Annotated in this window: 20 protein-coding genes; 5 read left to right on the forward strand and 15 right to left on the reverse strand. The window is 37.2% G+C overall.

The annotated features are described in order from the left end of the window. Positions 1-129: 129 nt before the first annotated feature. Both ACIROD_RS22890 and ACIROD_RS22895 read right to left on the reverse strand, forming a co-directional pair. Positions 130-315 (reverse strand): hypothetical protein, encoded by a 186-nt coding sequence (locus tag ACIROD_RS22890; protein WP_034305959.1) that lies wholly within the window; start codon positions 313-315, stop codon positions 130-132. A gap of 154 nt (positions 316-469) precedes the next feature. Continuing rightward, positions 470-1,309: a YitT family protein gene (locus ACIROD_RS22895; protein ID WP_101224964.1), complete on the reverse strand. Its 840-nt coding sequence runs from the start codon at positions 1,307-1,309 to the stop codon at positions 470-472. A 399-nt stretch (positions 1,310-1,708) separates the two neighbouring features. Between ACIROD_RS22895 and bioF the strand changes: the two genes are divergently transcribed. From bioF to bioC, 3 genes are read left to right on the forward strand one after another with little or no spacing between them, the layout of a single operon-like run. Beyond that, the gene (gene bioF / locus ACIROD_RS22900) at positions 1,709-2,908 is read left to right on the forward strand and encodes an 8-amino-7-oxononanoate synthase (protein WP_402944591.1); all 1,200 of its coding nucleotides are present in this window, start codon (positions 1,709-1,711) and stop codon (positions 2,906-2,908) included. Beyond that, complete coding sequence (locus tag ACIROD_RS22905) at positions 2,905-3,651, forward strand: alpha/beta fold hydrolase (RefSeq protein ID WP_402944594.1); 747 nt, start codon at positions 2,905-2,907, stop codon at positions 3,649-3,651. Before bioF ends, ACIROD_RS22905 begins: the two co-directional genes overlap by 4 nt. Continuing rightward, complete coding sequence (bioC, locus tag ACIROD_RS22910; protein ID WP_402944596.1) at positions 3,644-4,465, forward strand: malonyl-ACP O-methyltransferase BioC; 822 nt, start codon at positions 3,644-3,646, stop codon at positions 4,463-4,465. Before ACIROD_RS22905 ends, bioC begins: the two co-directional genes overlap by 8 nt. 167 nt (positions 4,466-4,632) lie before the next feature. Here bioC and ACIROD_RS22915 read toward each other — a convergent pair whose 3' ends face one another. The 4 genes from ACIROD_RS22915 to ACIROD_RS22930 form a co-directional block, all read right to left on the reverse strand. After that, positions 4,633-5,310, reverse strand: a complete 678-nt coding sequence (locus ACIROD_RS22915) for an ABC transporter ATP-binding protein (protein WP_101224968.1) — start codon at positions 5,308-5,310, stop codon at positions 4,633-4,635. After that, positions 5,307-6,413 (reverse strand): ABC transporter permease, encoded by a 1,107-nt coding sequence (locus tag ACIROD_RS22920; protein WP_101224969.1) that lies wholly within the window; start codon positions 6,411-6,413, stop codon positions 5,307-5,309. The genes ACIROD_RS22915 and ACIROD_RS22920 overlap by 4 nt, the downstream gene beginning before the upstream one ends. A gap of 99 nt (positions 6,414-6,512) precedes the next feature. Next, positions 6,513-7,892 carry a sensor histidine kinase gene (locus tag ACIROD_RS22925; RefSeq protein ID WP_402944600.1) on the reverse strand — a complete coding sequence of 460 codons (1,380 nt, stop codon included), beginning with the start codon at positions 7,890-7,892 and terminating at the stop codon, positions 6,513-6,515. Beyond that, complete coding sequence (locus tag ACIROD_RS22930; RefSeq protein ID WP_101225046.1) at positions 7,889-8,608, reverse strand: response regulator transcription factor; 720 nt, start codon at positions 8,606-8,608, stop codon at positions 7,889-7,891. The genes ACIROD_RS22925 and ACIROD_RS22930 overlap by 4 nt, the downstream gene beginning before the upstream one ends. 316 nt (positions 8,609-8,924) lie before the next feature. Between ACIROD_RS22930 and ACIROD_RS22935 the strand changes: the two genes are divergently transcribed. Together ACIROD_RS22935 and ACIROD_RS22940 are read left to right on the forward strand one after the other, a co-directional pair. Beyond that, the gene (locus ACIROD_RS22935; RefSeq protein WP_402944609.1) at positions 8,925-9,896 is read left to right on the forward strand and encodes a bile acid:sodium symporter family protein; all 972 of its coding nucleotides are present in this window, start codon (positions 8,925-8,927) and stop codon (positions 9,894-9,896) included. A gap of 244 nt (positions 9,897-10,140) precedes the next feature. Continuing rightward, complete coding sequence (locus ACIROD_RS22940; RefSeq protein ID WP_402944612.1) at positions 10,141-11,397, forward strand: DUF445 domain-containing protein; 1,257 nt, start codon at positions 10,141-10,143, stop codon at positions 11,395-11,397. Positions 11,398-11,532: 135 nt separating this feature from the next. Here the strand turns inward: ACIROD_RS22940 and ACIROD_RS22945 are convergent, their stop codons facing one another. From ACIROD_RS22945 to ACIROD_RS22985, 9 genes are all read right to left on the reverse strand, one after another. Next, complete coding sequence (locus ACIROD_RS22945; RefSeq protein ID WP_402944617.1) at positions 11,533-11,916, reverse strand: hypothetical protein; 384 nt, start codon at positions 11,914-11,916, stop codon at positions 11,533-11,535. Between the two features lie 24 nt (positions 11,917-11,940). Further along, positions 11,941-12,216: a hypothetical protein gene (locus ACIROD_RS22950; protein WP_402944620.1), complete on the reverse strand. Its 276-nt coding sequence runs from the start codon at positions 12,214-12,216 to the stop codon at positions 11,941-11,943. Between the two features lie 333 nt (positions 12,217-12,549). Continuing rightward, positions 12,550-12,753 (reverse strand): hypothetical protein, encoded by a 204-nt coding sequence (locus ACIROD_RS22955; protein ID WP_402944622.1) that lies wholly within the window; start codon positions 12,751-12,753, stop codon positions 12,550-12,552. A 110-nt stretch (positions 12,754-12,863) separates the two neighbouring features. Continuing rightward, positions 12,864-13,886: an ADP-ribosylglycohydrolase family protein gene (locus ACIROD_RS22960; protein WP_402944625.1), complete on the reverse strand. Its 1,023-nt coding sequence runs from the start codon at positions 13,884-13,886 to the stop codon at positions 12,864-12,866. A gap of 344 nt (positions 13,887-14,230) precedes the next feature. Further along, on the reverse strand, positions 14,231-14,470 hold the full coding sequence (locus ACIROD_RS22965) for a hypothetical protein (protein WP_402944627.1): 240 nt from the start codon (positions 14,468-14,470) through the stop codon (positions 14,231-14,233). A gap of 148 nt (positions 14,471-14,618) precedes the next feature. Further along, the gene (locus ACIROD_RS22970; RefSeq protein WP_402944629.1) at positions 14,619-15,053 is read right to left on the reverse strand and encodes a hypothetical protein; all 435 of its coding nucleotides are present in this window, start codon (positions 15,051-15,053) and stop codon (positions 14,619-14,621) included. 176 nt (positions 15,054-15,229) lie between these two features. Beyond that, positions 15,230-15,586 carry an Imm3 family immunity protein gene (locus ACIROD_RS22975; protein WP_402944631.1) on the reverse strand — a complete coding sequence of 119 codons (357 nt, stop codon included), beginning with the start codon at positions 15,584-15,586 and terminating at the stop codon, positions 15,230-15,232. A gap of 28 nt (positions 15,587-15,614) precedes the next feature. Then, complete coding sequence (locus tag ACIROD_RS22980) at positions 15,615-16,160, reverse strand: deaminase domain-containing protein (protein ID WP_402944632.1); 546 nt, start codon at positions 16,158-16,160, stop codon at positions 15,615-15,617. Between the two features lie 683 nt (positions 16,161-16,843). Then, a complete protein-coding gene (locus ACIROD_RS22985) occupies positions 16,844-17,308 on the reverse strand; it encodes a hypothetical protein (RefSeq protein WP_402944796.1) in 465 nt (154 codons plus the stop codon). Positions 17,309-17,310: the final 2 nt, after the last annotated feature.

Below are 17,310 nucleotides of genomic sequence, written 5' to 3' on the forward strand. Positions count from 1 at the left end.
AGAACTCTCTTAATCTAATTATATGATTCAGAAACCTTTGATTATTCCTTTATCCGATTATTTATTGTACGGGCCATTTTCATTCCTGGCATTATACGAAAAAAGGGAAACCCGTCGGTTTCCCTCTTATCACTTCAATATCATCTTCACATTGGAAGGACCGTATTCATCCTTCAATTCATAATATTTATCGCTTGCTTGTCCAAATTCCTTAAACACACCGCTAATGATCAATTCATTCGTTTCCTTATCAACGACACTGTACTTGATATTGCTTTTCCCAAACTTTCTGTCATCCACTTTTAAAAGGATCATCTTGGACACCTCCACATTTAATGGCTGCACTCCTCAGGGTGTGTGGTTTCTTACTTACATAATATAACAAATTATTCTAAATTTACAGATTTTTTGCAGTACAAAATAAAAAAGCCTATCAAGGCCTTTTCATTTCGCTTATACTTTATTCGCGTCAGGACTTCGAGATATCCAGGAATCCTTCACCAAATACGTCCCGAACGTCATGTATGGCTATAAACGCATTGCTATCCGTTGACTGCACTATTCTCTTTAACTTTAGCACCTCTTGCTTACTTATAACGATATATAAAATATCCTTGGATGCCTTTGTATAGTATCCATGGCCGCTAAAAACAGTGACACCCCGGTCCATCAATTCGGTTACTTGCTTTGCAATCTGGTCCGCTTCTTTTGAAATGATGGTAATCGCTTTTTTCGGGTTCAATCCCTCAATGATGAATTCCATCGTTTTTGTTCCAATATAAAGCATAAGGATAGTGAGCATCAGACCTTCTGCACCAATGATGAAATAAGATGAGAACGCAACGATTAAATCGAAAAACAGAAGTCCATAGCTTAAGCTCCATCCCAAATACTTATTAGTAATTCGGGCAAGGATTGTCGTACCGGCAGTAGTGCCCCCAACACGAATGATCATGCCAATTCCTGCACCGGCAAAAACCCCGCCAAATATCGCATTGATGACCAATTCATCTGAAGATATCGTCCAGCTTTCGGTTAAATGAAGGAAAAGTGAATTGAAGGCAACGGCTACGATTGTATATACCGTTGTTAATTTCGACAAAAATTTATAGCCGACAATGAGCAGGAAAGCGTTAATGATCAAACTTAACAGCCCTGGTGACCATTCAAAAAGATAAAACAAAATGATGGTTATCCCAGTGACTCCTCCCTCACCAAGCTCATTGGGAATGACGAAAAGATTTATTGCCAAAGCGAAAATAAAAGCTCCTATTAATATAAAGAAAACATCCAAAGAAATCTTTTTCATATTTATACCCTTCCTTTATGTAATGGTTAATGTGAATTCGGTTAATTTCACTGCTCTATAGTAACATGGAATTCCATTTAATCCTTCAAAGATTTGAAGGTTTAACAAAAAGACTACCTTGGAAGTTAGATTATCTTCAATGAATGAGCTTAATACATAAGAAGTCACTATTTTTCACTAAGCTTTTTTATACATTAGCTTAACAAAGCCGCTGCCCGATTCTCCTTTAATCAAAATAACCAACCAGCTTTTTTTGACCCTTGATTTCTCCAGATTAATGATTATTAGTTTATTCTCATGCTCCTTTTCAAAGCTTGACAGTTTCATTGAGTCATGATTAGAATGTTTTATATGTTAACCTATATTAATTTTAGTTGACATATAAAAAGGAGAATGGCCATGCACAGTGAAAAACAATTGCCTTGTTGGGAAGAAAAAATAAAAAAAGAACTGGCTCATTTAGAAGAGATTTCGCAAAAGCGTGAACTCGTATCAACCGTATGTGCCGAGCAGCCTTGGCTTACAATCAACGGGTGCAGGATGCTTAATCTAGCTTCTAATAACTATTTAGGGTATGCCGGAGATGAGCGGCTGAAAAAGGCTATGGTTGATGCAGTACATACATATGGTGCAGGAGCAACGGCTTCACGTTTAATTGTTGGCAATCATCCTCTTTACGAGCAGGCGGAACAAGCTCTTGTCAATTGGAAGAAAGCCGAAGCAGGACTCATCATCAATAGTGGATATAACGCAAACCTTGGAATAATCTCCACCCTGCTGTCCCGTAACGATATTATTTATAGCGATAAATTAAATCATGCAAGCATTGTCGATGGAGCTCTTTTAAGCAGAGCAAAGCATATACGCTATCGTCATAATGATTTAGATCATTTAGAAGCATTTTTGAAAAAATCACCGATTGAAGCACGGAAATTAATCGTGACGGATACGGTCTTCAGCATGGATGGTGACTTCGCTTTTCTCGAAGAACTTGTTCGGCTAAAGGAACGTTATAACGCACTGTTAATGACAGATGAAGCACACGGAAGCGGTATCTATGGTAAACATGGTGAAGGCTATGCCGGTCACCTCCATCTTCAAAATAAAATAGATATCCAAATGGGAACATTCAGTAAAGCGCTCGGTTCATTCGGGGCCTATGTCGTCGGGAAAGAATGGCTCATCGACTATTTAAAAAATCGCATGCGCGGATTCATATATTCAACTGCACTTCCCCCGGCCATACTCGGTGCTATAAAAACAGCGATTGAACTTGTGCAGCAAGAACCAGAACGCCGCTCACTGCTCCAAACACACTCAGAACACTTTAGACAAGAACTCACATATTACGGGTTTAATATTTGCGGAAGCCAATCACAAATTGTTCCTATCGTCATCGGGGAAAACGAAAAAGCGATGGAATTTGCTGCACGTTTGCAGAAAGAAGGAATTGCCGCTATTGCTGTAAGGCCGCCGACCGTTCCTGAAAATGAAGCTAGAATCCGTTTTACCGTTACGGCTCTCCACGATAAAAAAGATCTTGATTGGGCAGTTGAAAGAGTTTCGATCATTGGAAAAGAAATGGGTGTTATTAAATGAAACAGCCGAATTTAATCCTGCTTCCTGGCTGGGGAATGGAAAAAGATGCGTTTCAACCGTTAATCCAACCGCTGTCAGAACTATTTCACCTTTCATTTATAGACTGGAGAGATATGAAAGCACTAAATGACATTGAAGAACGAGTCATAGAAACAATCACTTCCATAGATGGTCCTGTTTATTTACTGAGCTGGTCATTAGGATCAATAGTATCACTTGAACTTTCAAGTTCGTTTCGAGAAAAAATAAACGGTTTTATCCTTTTTGGAGCAACAAGTCGGTTCACCACCGGAGAAAATTACACATTTGGCTGGGATCCACGAATGGTCGAGCGCATGAAGAAACAACTGCAGCGCAATAAAGAGAAGACTTTGACTTCCTTCTATGAAGCAATGTTTTCCGATACTGAAAAAGAAGCAGGTTTTTATGATCAATTCATCAAGACAATTCAACGCGAGTTTCATGGAGATGATGTGTTTTCGCTTCTGATTGGTTTGGATTATTTACTTCAGAAAGATGCTAGAGCAAGATTCGACCGGATTGAAGCCCCCTTTATATTGCTTCATGGGAGGGAAGACAAAATTTGTCCACTTGAAGCCTCCTCCTTCATTAAAGAAAACCTGGGTGGGCAAGCCGAGCTTCATATTATTGAAGGTGCTGGTCATATTCCATTTTTCACAAAACCACAGGAATGTATGGAGCATATAAAAACATTTATTCAAAAGGAGTACGTTCATGATTGATAAACGATTGTTAAGCAAGCGGTTTAGTGAACACGCGAAAACATATGATGCGTATGCCAATGTTCAAAAAAACATGGCAAGAAAATTAGTGGATTTGCTTCCTCAAAAAAACACCAATCATAAAATCAATATTCTTGAAATCGGCTGCGGCACTGGTTACTTAACCAGGTTACTCGTCAAAGCATTCCCTAATGCCGCCATTACGGCTGTTGATATTGCACCCGGAATGGTTGAAGTGGCGAAAGGAATGACAAAGGAGGACCGTGTTACATTTTTATGTACGGACATCGAAGAAATGGCGCTAAATGAAAATTTCGACTTGATTATTTCCAATGCAACATTTCAATGGCTGAATGATCTTCCTGCAACCCTTGAAAAACTGTGTACACGATTAACGGCTGAAGGAAGCCTGATATTTTCAACGTTCGGAATAGATACATTTCAAGAGCTTCATATGTCGTATGAACAGGCGAAAGAAAAGCTTCAACTTTCCATTGATAGTTCACCAGGCCAAATGTTTTACACACTAGAAGAATTATCCCAAATTTGTGAAGAAGCGCTCCCCTTTTCATCAGCATCTCCAATCAAGATAACAAAAATGGAAAAGCTTGAACTGGAGTACTTTCAGACAGTACGTGAATTTTTCACTTCAATTAAAAAGATTGGTGCAGCTAACAGCAACAAAGAAAACTACTGCCAGCGCCCTTCCCTTTTTCGAGAGTTAATCAACATATACGACACAGAATACCGAGATGAATCAGGTGTAAAAGCAACCTATCATTGTTTGTTCTTTAAAATGAAAAAACATGATTAATCCGAAGATAACCATCTGGGATACTAGCAATATATTATACATAAATGCAAATCGTTTAGATAAAGTAACGACTAGTATACCAACCGCTTACCAGGTTCCCATTCAGCAATTCAGGCCGCCGCCACTCCTAATTCCTTTGAAGAGGCTGCGGCCTTTTACCTATAACTTCATCCAAATACCTTGCCATCTGTAATATTGACCACTCGATCACATAAATCTAACATTCTTTCATCGTGCGTTACCATGATGGCCGCTTTATTTCTTGATTTCACCTCATGTGCAAGCATTTCAACAACATCCCTGCCTCTTTTGGAATCAAGACTTGCGGTTGGTTCATCCGCTAAAATGATTTCTGGATCATTCATCAGCGAACGGGCAATGGCTACACGCTGCCGCTCACCGCCCGACAGTGCTTCTGGCAGGTGATCTGCCCGATGTCCAAGTCCAAGGTGGCTAAGCAATTCGTCCGCTTTTTTCACAGTTTTTTTATCTCGCTTGCCAATCAGTTCAGAAAGTAGCAGAAGCTGATCTCGTACGGTGAGATATGGCACAAGGTTCGATGATTGGAATACAAATCCGATCTTTTCGAGGCGAACTCTAGTCAATTCCTTTGGTGATAGTGTTGTTATATCTTCATCATTCAGCAGTAAGCGACCTTCGCTCGGAGATAGTAACGCACCCGCTATTGAAAGAAAAGTACTTTTTCCTGAGCCTGAAGGACCCACGATCGCGACGAATTCCCCCGCTTTCACATTCAGGGAAATATTATCAAGGGCAGTCACCTTATTAACGCCTTCCCCATAAATCTTACTGACGTTTTCAAATAATAGTTTATCCCTCATCATGATACCCTCCCTATTGCTTCGATCGCATCTATCTTCGCTACTCGGTATAGTGATAGCAGCGAACCCAATACGGATACAACCAAAAGTAACACGGAATATTTAATGACCAAATCGGTACTCAATACGAATGGCATTCCCTCTGGCATGATTAAAGTGACGACATATGTCAGTGCAACACTGATGGCTATGCATGTCACTGCAAGCAGCATTACTTGACCAACAATACTTTTTGCCAGGTAACCCGTATTGGCCCCGAGTGCTTTAAGGACTCCAAATTGATTAGTCTTCTGCAAGGTAATCACATAAAAGAATACAGCCAAAACGAATGCTGCAATGACAAACAAGAAGGCAATCATCATCGTCAATGTACCCTGTTCCTCTTTGAACCCTGGTATACTCTGAAGTGATTCTTCTTTCGAAATGAGCGTTACTCCTTCAGGCAATGATTCACGTACATTCTCTTCTGCCTTCGAATCCATTTGCACGGCTATTGCGCTGATTGAGTCTTTTCCTTGATTTTTCAATCCAGGATTAATCTCCTGCCACCCCTTAACATTCATGTAAACTGCCGGTGAATGGCTGTAAGACTGCTTTTCAGTAAAACCAACAATGGTGAAAACCTTACCTGATAGGTCATCTTTAAGTGAATCACCCAATTTATAACCCACTTCTTTTAAAGAACGATCTGCAACTACTTCACCTTGTTTCTTATTGTCATAGCTCGTTCCTTCTATGACCTTCGGTGCTAGTATCCCACTGGCATCGGTCGCAAAAATGGTGACATCCGTTTTCTCCGATGATCCGGTTTTATTCAATGTGATCATCATTTGCCCCAGCCCTTCGGCTGCTTTAACATCCGATAAAGCCTGGATGTCATCAAGCTTTTCCATGGATATGATGGATCGATTCAATTTATTTTTAGAGTCATGCTCCATAACGAAATAGTCGGCTTTCATGTTTTGTATGGATGAAGCATTATCTGATGAAAGTCCATTAGCTAATCCTGAAATGATAAAAACAAGCAAAGCGACCAATACCATGATCAGTCCAATCAGCAGATAACGTAACTTTGAATGCTTTAGTTCACGTATTGCCAAAAACATCATTACATCTCCCTTTTCTTTTGTTTACCAATCGAGTCCTGCTTCAATCGGTATGACTCGATTGTAAACAATCAATATGAATGGAAGATGAACAACTGATTACATAAGGGGCAGCCGTATATAAAAAGTGGTCCCTTTACCAAGTTTGCTTTGAACTTCGATCGTTCCTCCATGAAGATCAACCGTCTTCTTCGTGATCGAAAGTCCTAACCCGCTGCCTGTTTCACTCCTATTCCTCACTTTGTCGACTTTATAAAAGCGATCAAGGATATAAGGAAGGTCTTCTTCTGGAATTCCCATGCCCGTATCCGCGATCATCACTTCAACAGCACTGCCTATACTTTTAATCTGAATATTGATCGAACTGCCGCTTTCCGAGTATTTAATGCTATTGGTTATCAAATTCGTCCAAACTTGATTTAAAAGTTTCTCATCTGCAGAAATGACGGTTGACGGCAAATCCATTTCGATCACCATATCTTTTTCCCGCCAATTCCATTCCAGCATGAACAACACCTGCCGGATTTGCTGCGCTAAATCAAAATTTGACCGTTGTAGCGGATCTTCTTCTTTATCCAAAGAAGCAAGCATGAGCAGCTGTTTGCTTAACGACGACATGCGCCTGCTTTCTTTTTCAATGATGGACAAGTACTGATTTCTTTGTTCTTTTGTTAATTCCTCCGATTGGAGGGTTTGAGAAAAACCTTGGATGGATGCGAGCGGAGATTGAATTTCATGAGATACATTCGATACGAACTCCTGCCTCATATCATCCAACTTCTGTATGCTTTGAGTCATTTTCGAGAAATGCTGTGCCAAGTCCCCTATTTCATCTCTTCGGGTGACATTCAATTCACTACTATAATCCCCATCGGCGATTCTTTTTGTAGCTTCCGTTAATTTCGTAATCGGCTTAACGATGAAACGCGTATTAATGATCACAAATAAAAAACTAAGAAGAAGCGTCAGTACGAGCAAAACCGCAAGGAAAAAGCGAAATTCACCAAACTGCAGCTCTATATTCGGCCTTACAAACAATGCATGCTTTTCGCCATTCACGTTTAACGGGACCCCAATGCTATTAATTAAAACATCTTCAAAAAAACCGGTAATAAATAACCCATTATTATAATTGACGATCCCTTGATAGGTATTTCCATTCAAAACTCCGGAAATCGTGTCGCTATCCAAACTGGTATCCCGAAACGGCTCACCATATAAAGTTCCTTCACCCTGCTCATTAAATAGATACATTTGATAGTGCAAACCTGCAATATGGTTTAAATACGCATCAATATCCTGATCAGGATTCTCCTCATATAAGGAGACGATCTCACTTGCGACTTTGCCTATCTTCTTACCATTGTTGGGTTTTTGAACCTGATGATAATAAACATTGGAAATTAAAAAAGCGATGACACTGGCAAGCACCATGATCAAAATGGTTTGAATAACTATCCTGAAATAAAGTGTTTTCACTTCTTGTTGACCTCCAGTTTATAACCTAAGCCACGGACAGTCGTTATGACAAAATCATCGGTCCGTCCGGCAAAACGTTCCCTCAACCGTTTAATATGAACATCAACCGTTCGATCATCCCCTTCAAAATCAGCACCCCAAACCAGTTCAATAAGCTGCTCACGCGTAAAGACCTGATCTGGAAAACTCCCAAGCTGAGCAAGCAGCTCAAATTCCTTAAGCGGCAGGAGCAGTGTATTCCCCTTTATTCGCACTTCGTAACTTCTACGGTCAATCACCGTTTGATTCAATGAGATGGATTCAGAATTCACCATACGGTACCTTCGCAATAGCGCTTTTATCCGAAATAGAAGTTCCCGTGGCTCAAACGGCTTTACGAGGTAATCATCCGTACCTGCAAAGTACCCCTTTTCCTTATCGATAAGTTGATCTTTAGCTGTCAATAAAATGACGGGCAGATCATATTGATCCCGGATTTCCTTACAAAGATCCAGTCCGTTTTTAAACGGCATCATAATATCGACAACAGCCAGATGGACCCGTTCCTTCTCCAGTAGCAAGGAAGCTTCATTACCGTCCTTCGCTTCGAATACCATGTACCCTTCCTTTTCCAAGTGAAATTTAAGCAACTCCCGAATATGCCGATCATCATCCGCAATTAATATATGTATCAAAGAAACCACATCTCCACTTCTTTTATAGCCCTGGCTAAACATACAATAGCAATAATTAAAACTGTAAAACAACAATTACTAATTCCATTTCCGGTTCCTCATAAACTAGTTTGCCACTAATATACAGCACCCACTTATTTTTTTAAAAAAATAAAGTAAAAAAGCGAACAGAATCTAAAAACCCTGTCCGCTTTTTTCCTATAGTAAATCTTCATATTCACACTAGTTCAGCGCAAGAGAATTATAGTTCCAAAAGGCTGGATAGAAAACTTATTGATATTTTTATTGCCCGAAAGGGTTTTAAATATTCAGAATATAAATTATAATTGTTTTATTTTAAAACATCTAGGAGGTCACTATGGGAGTAGTAGAGAAAATCAGCGGTTTTGCTGGTAAAACGTTTACCTTATGGGTCATTTTATTTGCAGTTATTGCGTATATCTTACCTAATCAGTTTATATGGATTGGAGCCTATATTGTTCCATTACTAGGAATTGTCATGTTTGGCATGGGACTTACATTATCAGCAGCGGATTTTAAAGAAGTATTCCGACGGCCGAAAGAGGTCGCACTAGGGGTAGCAGGTCATTTTATCATTATGCCCTTATTGGCATTCGGATTAGCAATAGGGTTCGATTTGCCCAAAGAAGTGGCTGTTGGTGTTATTTTGGTAGGATGTTGCCCTAGTGGAACAGCTTCAAATGTCATGGTGTTTCTTGCGAGAGGAAATGTTGCGCTTGCAGTTGCCATTGCTTCTGTTTCCACTATTCTAGCGCCTATCGTAACGCCCCTGCTTATTCTGCTCTTGGCAAGTAAATGGGTCAATATCAGTATTGGGTCATTATTCATTTCGATCATTCAAGTGGTAATTATCCCACTGCTGCTTGGATTCATCGTTAAAAAGTTTTTCGGCAAACAGGCAGAGGCCGGTGCAAAGGCTTTACCTCTAGTATCTGTCATTTCTATCGTTCTGATCGTATCTGCCGTAGTGGCAGGCAGCCAAGCACAGCTGGCTAAAACAGGTTTGCTCATTTTTGCAGTCGTCGTTCTTCATAATGTTCTTGGTTTTTTACTCGGCTTCTTCTTTGCTCGTTTATGCGGGATGGATTTAGCTAAACAGAAAGCTGTTGCAATGGAGGTTGGTATGCAGAACTCTGGTTTAGGTGTAGCCATAGCAACAGCCCACTTCTCGCCTTTGGCTGCTGTACCTAGTGCCATTTTCAGTGTTTGGCATAATATATCAGGTTCCGTTCTAGCCTTTATTTTCAGTCGCATGAAAGATAAAAAAAATACAGGGACAAATAATTCGATAAAAACAGAAGTATCATAATATTGTTGGATGAATAAAAAAAGCCGATTGAGTGAATCGGCTTTTTTTGTGCATTTATCATCTGAATATTGAACATTCAAGGGAAAATGACAAATATTCTATGCCCAAAATTAATGAACTTACTGCCTTGTTGTGGTTATTTTTTTGAACTACCTGCTATACTACTAGATGAAAGTAAGTTATAAAATTTGCTAATGATTCGGGTTATAGTAATTGACTATCATTTTAAGGATGAGGGAATATAATGTCACCAAAAATAAAATCTTCAAGAAAAATAGCTAGATATTCACTAATTATCATGGGGGCAGGTTATATTGCAACCACTCCATTTCAAGGTTCATTGCCGTTAGATTTATTACATGGAGGGTTTGAGGCTGGTTTAGTCGGCGGATTGGCAGATTGGTTTGCAGTCACTGCATTATTCCGCCATCCGCTTGGATTACCGATCCCCCATACAGCGCTTTTGCCCAACAATCGTAAAAGAATGACAAATGCACTTGTTTCGATGTTAAAAAACGACTGGCTTTCTAAGGAAAGCATTCAGGACAAAGTAAAACATGTTCCTTTTACTGAAAAATTGATCCCTATTTTAGTAAAAGAGATTCAAAGTGAGACTTTTAGAAAAGTCCTGATTAAATTAATCAAGCAAATGATTGGTTATATAGATATAGAAAAGATTACACCTTTCGTTGCTAAAAAAATTAAAACATCACTTTCTAACATAGACATGAGCAAGATTATACATTTAGTAAGTTCACAGTTACTTAACGAAGAGTTTGATAAGAAGGCTTTGGATCATGTTTTGAAAAAAGCAGAAGATTGGTTAGGAAAAAAAGAAACCAGTCACCGACTTGGCACTGTTTCCATGGATGTACTCAGTAAGATTGAACTGGAAGGTATGCTTCAGTTCGCCGTTAAATCCATTCAAAGTCTACTTAACGAAGAGAAACTTGGGAATATCATACAAAACCTGTTATTAAGTGTCGTAAATAATTTACAAAACGAGAAAGAACCAAATAGAGAGGCTTTAATCTTATATATCAGGAAAGAGATACAAGGCATTAACCATAACCGGGAACTGTTAGAAGGAGTTGAAAAATGGAAAAAACAACTTCTGACAACATGGGAGCCTGAGGCGACAATAAAGGGAACTCTACAACAAATTCAACAAGAAGCATTGGATTTTGTCGAAGATGAACATTTCATGGATGCTTATCTGACTCCAATGATTCATCACGTACTGGACAACATAAAAGAAAATAGCACGCACATCGATAATTGGATACAGAAACAAATTACTGTTCTAATTGAAAATAATCATACGCAGATCGGCAATCTTGTACAAGAAAATTTAGATAAGCTAGACAACGAAACGCTGATTGATATGATGGAAAACGGTGTAGGAAAAGATTTACAATGGATTCGTGTGAACGGAGCGGTCTGTGGTTTTATTATAGGGATTATCCTAACAGGCGTACAGGCTCTGCTTAGGCTATTATAATTCAGGCACCTTCGGGCGATTTGGTAACGGCAGTATCTGTCGCTTTTCAAATCAACTGGGGCTGATTCGTTGCCTTTAGATTGATACCCCTCATAAAAAAAGGCCCTTATCCTTAAGGGCTTTTTAACGGGGTAACTAATCTAATGTATAGGGTTTCCTCTCCTCGATTATCTCCACTTCATCCCATTCCACAGATTTGGAGTACATATATTTATCTGTACGTTCAAACCCCATCTTTTTGGCAAGTTCAGTGTTTGTTGTATCCAACAATACTTTTCCGGTTTTTCTTTCTTCAGATGCTGGAAACAACTCCCCCTTATATATTGCCTTTGAATTTATCTTAAATAAATCTACCTCTTCTACAGAAACATTTTTTATATAGATATTTTCATCTAAATGTTTGAAACCTTGAGATAGATCAGCATGTTTATGACTTATTAACCTTATAGACTTATCTTCCAGTAGATTAAAACTATACTCGCTACCTTTATGTATTGCATACTTTCCTTTTCTTATCATAGGTTCCTCCATTTTCAAACTTTATCAAGCATTGAATAATTCTCTATTTATTTTTTCAGCTTTATGTAATTCTCCTAATAACGGATTTAGATAGTCATTATAACTATCCATATAAGCCCTTACGCCGCCTATAATATTTAATTCTCTTATATCTTCATTATTTTCCATTACATCCAATGCGTCCTTATATCTTTTATATATAAGTTGTAACACGCCCCTTGTAATTTCATTATAATAATCATTTTCAAGATTATTTATCACAACTTTTATTTGATCGATTAACTGCTTTTTCTTATCCATTAATTTCATCTTCCTATCTACTCGCCTACAAAGGAGACCTTTAACAAAACAGTGCCAAAGCTCATTAGGGGGATAGTACAATAAATATAATCGCGTTTGAAATGAAGAAATTAATCTAATGAATAAGGTTTCCTCTCCTCGATTATCTCAACTTCATCCCGTTCCAAAGATTTAGAGTACATATACTTATCTGTCCGGTCAAATCCCATCCTTTTAGCAAGTTCAGTGTTTGTTGTATCCAACAATACTTTTCCGGTTTTTCTTTCTTGTGATGCTGGAAACACCTCTCCCTTATATACAGCATAGGGATTTATAGAATATAATTCTTTAACTTCATTTACACCTACTATTTTCGTGTAAATATTTTTTTATAATAAGTAAGCCATTGTCCATTTCATTTTTATCATTACTAATTAATTCAATAGCTTCCACTAAATCAGATTCTATGAATCTATACTCTTTACCATTATAGATCGTATACTCACCTTTTCTTAGCATTTTCCCACTCACTCCATTATTTAATTTCCCATCCCCCAATTCAAACTGCTTGCTTTCCGTTTAACATCGCATAAACTGGACTCTGGACATAAAAAAACTCCTATAAAGTTATTTTATAGGAGTTTTTTTGTTTATATTGGGGATTTACATCAATCCCCATACTCTTCTTTAATTGCTTTATCTGCACAAAAACTATGGAATTGCTCGATTAATTTATCAATATCTTCTTTTCTGGTGATTTTCTCAAGCCATTCTTTAGGAATGTCGTCCATTTTATAGTACATACCTGCCAATGTTCCCGTAATGGCACCTACTGTATCCGTATCATCCCCTAGATTCACTGCTTTTAAAACGGCATCGCTAAACGAATCTGAATTTCCTAAGCACCAAATGGCTGCTTCCAACGTATGAACGACATAACCATCTGACTGAATTTCTTCTTGTGGTAATGAAAAGAAATCTTCCTCAAAAATTCTTGAATAGGATTGCAGCTCTTTTTGGTATATATGATCTTTTTCGAAATTCTCATCAAAAAGTTCTTTTATCTCCCTTTTTGAAACTTCAGGAGAATTATTATAAAAAAGTCTAAGTAAAAACTCGACATAAATAATAGAACCTACCACAGAACGCGGATGAGAATGTGTAACTTCAGTATATTTTTTAATGGTTTGGATTTTTTCAATGAAATTAAAGTTATTAAAAAGGATAAATGCTACTGGAGCGATCCTCATCAACGCCCCATTCCCATTATCAAACATGGCGTTTCCGCCACATTCTGGCGCTGGCGTTCCATTTTTAAACTTGATTACGGCTTCACTGGTCGTTCTTCCAATATCAAACATTTCATGATGTGGTGTCCAATAGCCATATTCCATATATTGAACGAATTTTTGCATTAGCTCCGCTGAATCGCTTTCTTCAATTAAGTTTTCAATTAAACATAAAGTTAATGAAGTATCGTCCGACCAAGTGCCTGGCGGCTGATTATACGTTCCATATCCCGTTATATCATTAATAGCAAAAGTCCCTCTTTTTTTAAATTCAACTGGAACACCAAGCAAGTCTCCAACAATACCGCCATACAGACTTGGTAACATTCTTTTTTTTAGATTAAATCTCAAAAAACTTTTACTATCGTCTTCCCATCTGTCTACCATTCTTCTGCCTGTCATTCATTACACCTACTTTTTGTTTAAGTACCATTTCTCAGTACCCTTGCTTAACAAATGCCCTATTGATTGATTAAATTCATACTTTGTTTTTATGTATGCTAACACCTATACTACAACCACTATAATATCTTTCCATTTAAATACAAGAGCAAAATCAGTTCGTATTTCCAAATTACCTGCTTACCATCATAGTCCTCATACAATTATTTAAAACTGCCCATTTCATAAAAAAACTCGAATGGCTTTAGCCACTCAAGGTTATTTTATTCTAGAGAAATACGGATTTCTTTTTCGTTAATCTGAATATGCTAGGATAAAATTAATATACGTTATCGCCAATAATTCTACATACCTATTTTCCCCATCGTTATCATATATAAAAATTTAAAAATTGGATCCTCATTACCCTTTTCGATAATTGAAAAATTTTGTCTTTCATCCACATCATACAAAATCCAATTTCCATCTTCAAAGTAACAACCTGTTGAAAATGGTACATTAGTTTTTCTTCCAATAACAATATTAAATTCTTGCAAATCTATACGTAACTCTTTTATCTTATTTTCATATTCATTTCGTGTCATTTTACCAACCTCCTTTAATTAAGTAATATCCCTGATATCCTCCAGGGCTTTCACTTTAATTGGAGTATTATTTCAATTCATTAAAAAACCTTGAATGGCTTTGGCCACTCAAGGTTTTATTCTATTCTAGCAAGATTGGTTTCCTGTGTCATTTTTTATAACTGATCCAGATCTCTACTTGTCCACTTTTCTTATCTTCAAATGAAGTGACTTCTCCCCAAGTTCTATTATAAATTAATGAGTCTCCTTTTTTAATATCTGGTTTACCTAATATCTCTTCTACCCATTTATCATGTATCTCTTTCTTTTTTTTAGCTTTATAATTAGCCCAATTATTGAAAGTATTTTTCAAATTTTCATCAGCATTGTCGAGTTCAATACGAGAAACTTTATCATTTTGAAAGTTAACCACAGCCCAAAAATAAATTCCATTTAACATAATTGCGTCCTTAAAAACAAACATATTATTCGATATATCGCTTGATAATAGTTCATTTTGAAAATTTATACAAAAATCCTGTTTATTTGTATTTCCATTAAGTATTTTTCCTTTCACTAAAATATCACCTGTTAATCCATTCAAATTAAAAACCTCATTTTCATTTAATTGAATTCATTATTTTACTATATTCTTCAAAGGAGATTTCAGAATTTTATGGTTTTTCTATCATTGCACACAATACTCCATGATGTTTCAATCACCATGAGCTTTTTACTTTTATATAACCCGCTAATGTAATCAATCCTTTATAAATATCGCTATTCTGCTGAGGAATTATAATCAACCTCTGCATTTCTTAGTCCTTCTAATACTTTTTTTATTCGTTTCGATAAGTCTTGTATTTCTTCTAATGTTAAGTCAGCTTCTGCTTCTTGTGGGGTAAACATGCTTAACCTCTTTGTTATACCTTCAATGCGCCCAACAAATACTTTTTCATGGCCGATTGCTATTTCTCCAATAGCAGTATCAACAATAAAATCTTCTATCTTGCCTAATCTATCAAATTCATCAGCTAGTTTTGCTATAGCATACCTATATCCCCTATCTTCATCTAACAACTCTTCATATGTCTCCTGAATTGCATCAAATAATTCATTATATTCCCAATCTTTCATTAGTTTTCTCCTCCAATAAAAATTAAGTTTAAGAAATAATTCTATTACCATTGTTGTGTATGACTTCTAATTCAATATTTTTATATTTAGCAGCAAACTCTGCTATGACTTTATTACAACTGTCACAAGTATCCAATTCTGTAAATAACTTAATTTTCCCATTAGTTTGTGTATTCTCTCCAAGCCTAGAAGCAATGTCATTTAGTATTTTATACTCCGTATCTGTATTCCTTAAGTAACTCTCTCCCTCTTTACCAACTGCTTCTGTAGCTTTAAACATTGGATTTTCAGGTTGTAAAGAAATATCAGGCACCTTATCCTCAAGACTTCCTTTGAGTTCATTTATGCTACTTTGAGCATAAAATTCAGATTTACTTATCCCACTGACATCCACTTCTGCAACAGCAAAATTACCAGATTTCTTATACCTACTTGTTAAATTCCCTCTTAGCTCTTTCACTCTATCAATTATATGTGTTTCTGCTACTGAATCTATTTGTCTAGTTGGATACACTTTACCCGTACCCTTAGGAACACTCTCCCCTGAAACACCCTCTACTTTTCTATCCTTCACAGTGAATTTCTGATAGGCTTCCTTAATTGTCTATTTTCCCATTACAATTTGGGGAAGGTTTGGTCCTCCAGCGAGTGAAACTTGTTCCACAATTATTCGTTTAGGTATTTCTTTTTTACCTAGTTCGTCACCTATATTTTTTAACGTGGTTTTTCCTGATCTCGCGATGTCTGTTATTGTAGCTTGAACCTTCTGTACCTGCTTTTGCGCAAATTCCTTGCTGTAAGGGACGAACTTTGTTCCACTAGCTACTTTTTTCTAAGCCACCTTGCCTTAAGTAAATCTATATGATTTTAAGTCCTCACGGCCTATTATCTGTGGAGCCAAATATGGCGTAAGATGATACATATTCATATCAACAATGAAAAGACCTTAACTTTTGGGTTAAGGTCATATAAAAGAAAAACAAGTTGCACCTTATTCGGTAAGCTCTCTTAGCCGATTAAACTGCACATCCAGCCATGTAAAATGTCATCTCGCCCAGTTCCCGTTCTTTTTTCGTTATCATTGCATTTTAAAAAAACTCCATGATGGTTTTACCTTCATGGAGTCTCTATTTTATAAGTATCATTTTTCTTTTTGTCTAACTCAATATTTTATTTATCTTTAGTTCACTTGCCTTATGTGTTACTGATAAATGACAACCTTTTGTATATCTAACTTCGGCACTGGAGAGTGCCCCGTTATCTTTCCTCTTTGCACAAATGAATGTACTGACCAAAATCAGGAAATACGTCCCAGTTTCTTTCAAGGGTATCGCTAATTTCGCGTTCCTCGACTGAACCGGTTGTAAAGTCTCTCTTTTCCATTGCTATATAGCCATCTTCTCGGAAGCCCAAAATCAAGCTACTTACTTCCTTATCAGTTTCATCATCATATTCCCAATACATTGCTGTTCTTAAAAAAATCTTTCCATCATTCATAACTTCAAAGTCATAATTTAGATACTTACGAGTGAAACCATCATAAAAACTTACCGAAACCCATTCATTTGTTACATTTACAATATATTGAGGTTTTTCATCTTCAGTTAATACCGCCGTATATGGTTCATGTTTTTGATGGCATGTGTATGCAGTACGTTCATCAAGAATGTTCCAAGGCTTTTTTTTGATATCTGACCACTCGTCACAATAATAAACTTTCATAG

It is taken from the genome of Peribacillus sp. NPDC101481, assembly GCF_044767165.1.
In the GTDB taxonomy this organism is placed as follows: Bacteria; Bacillota; Bacilli; order Bacillales; family DSM-1321; genus Peribacillus.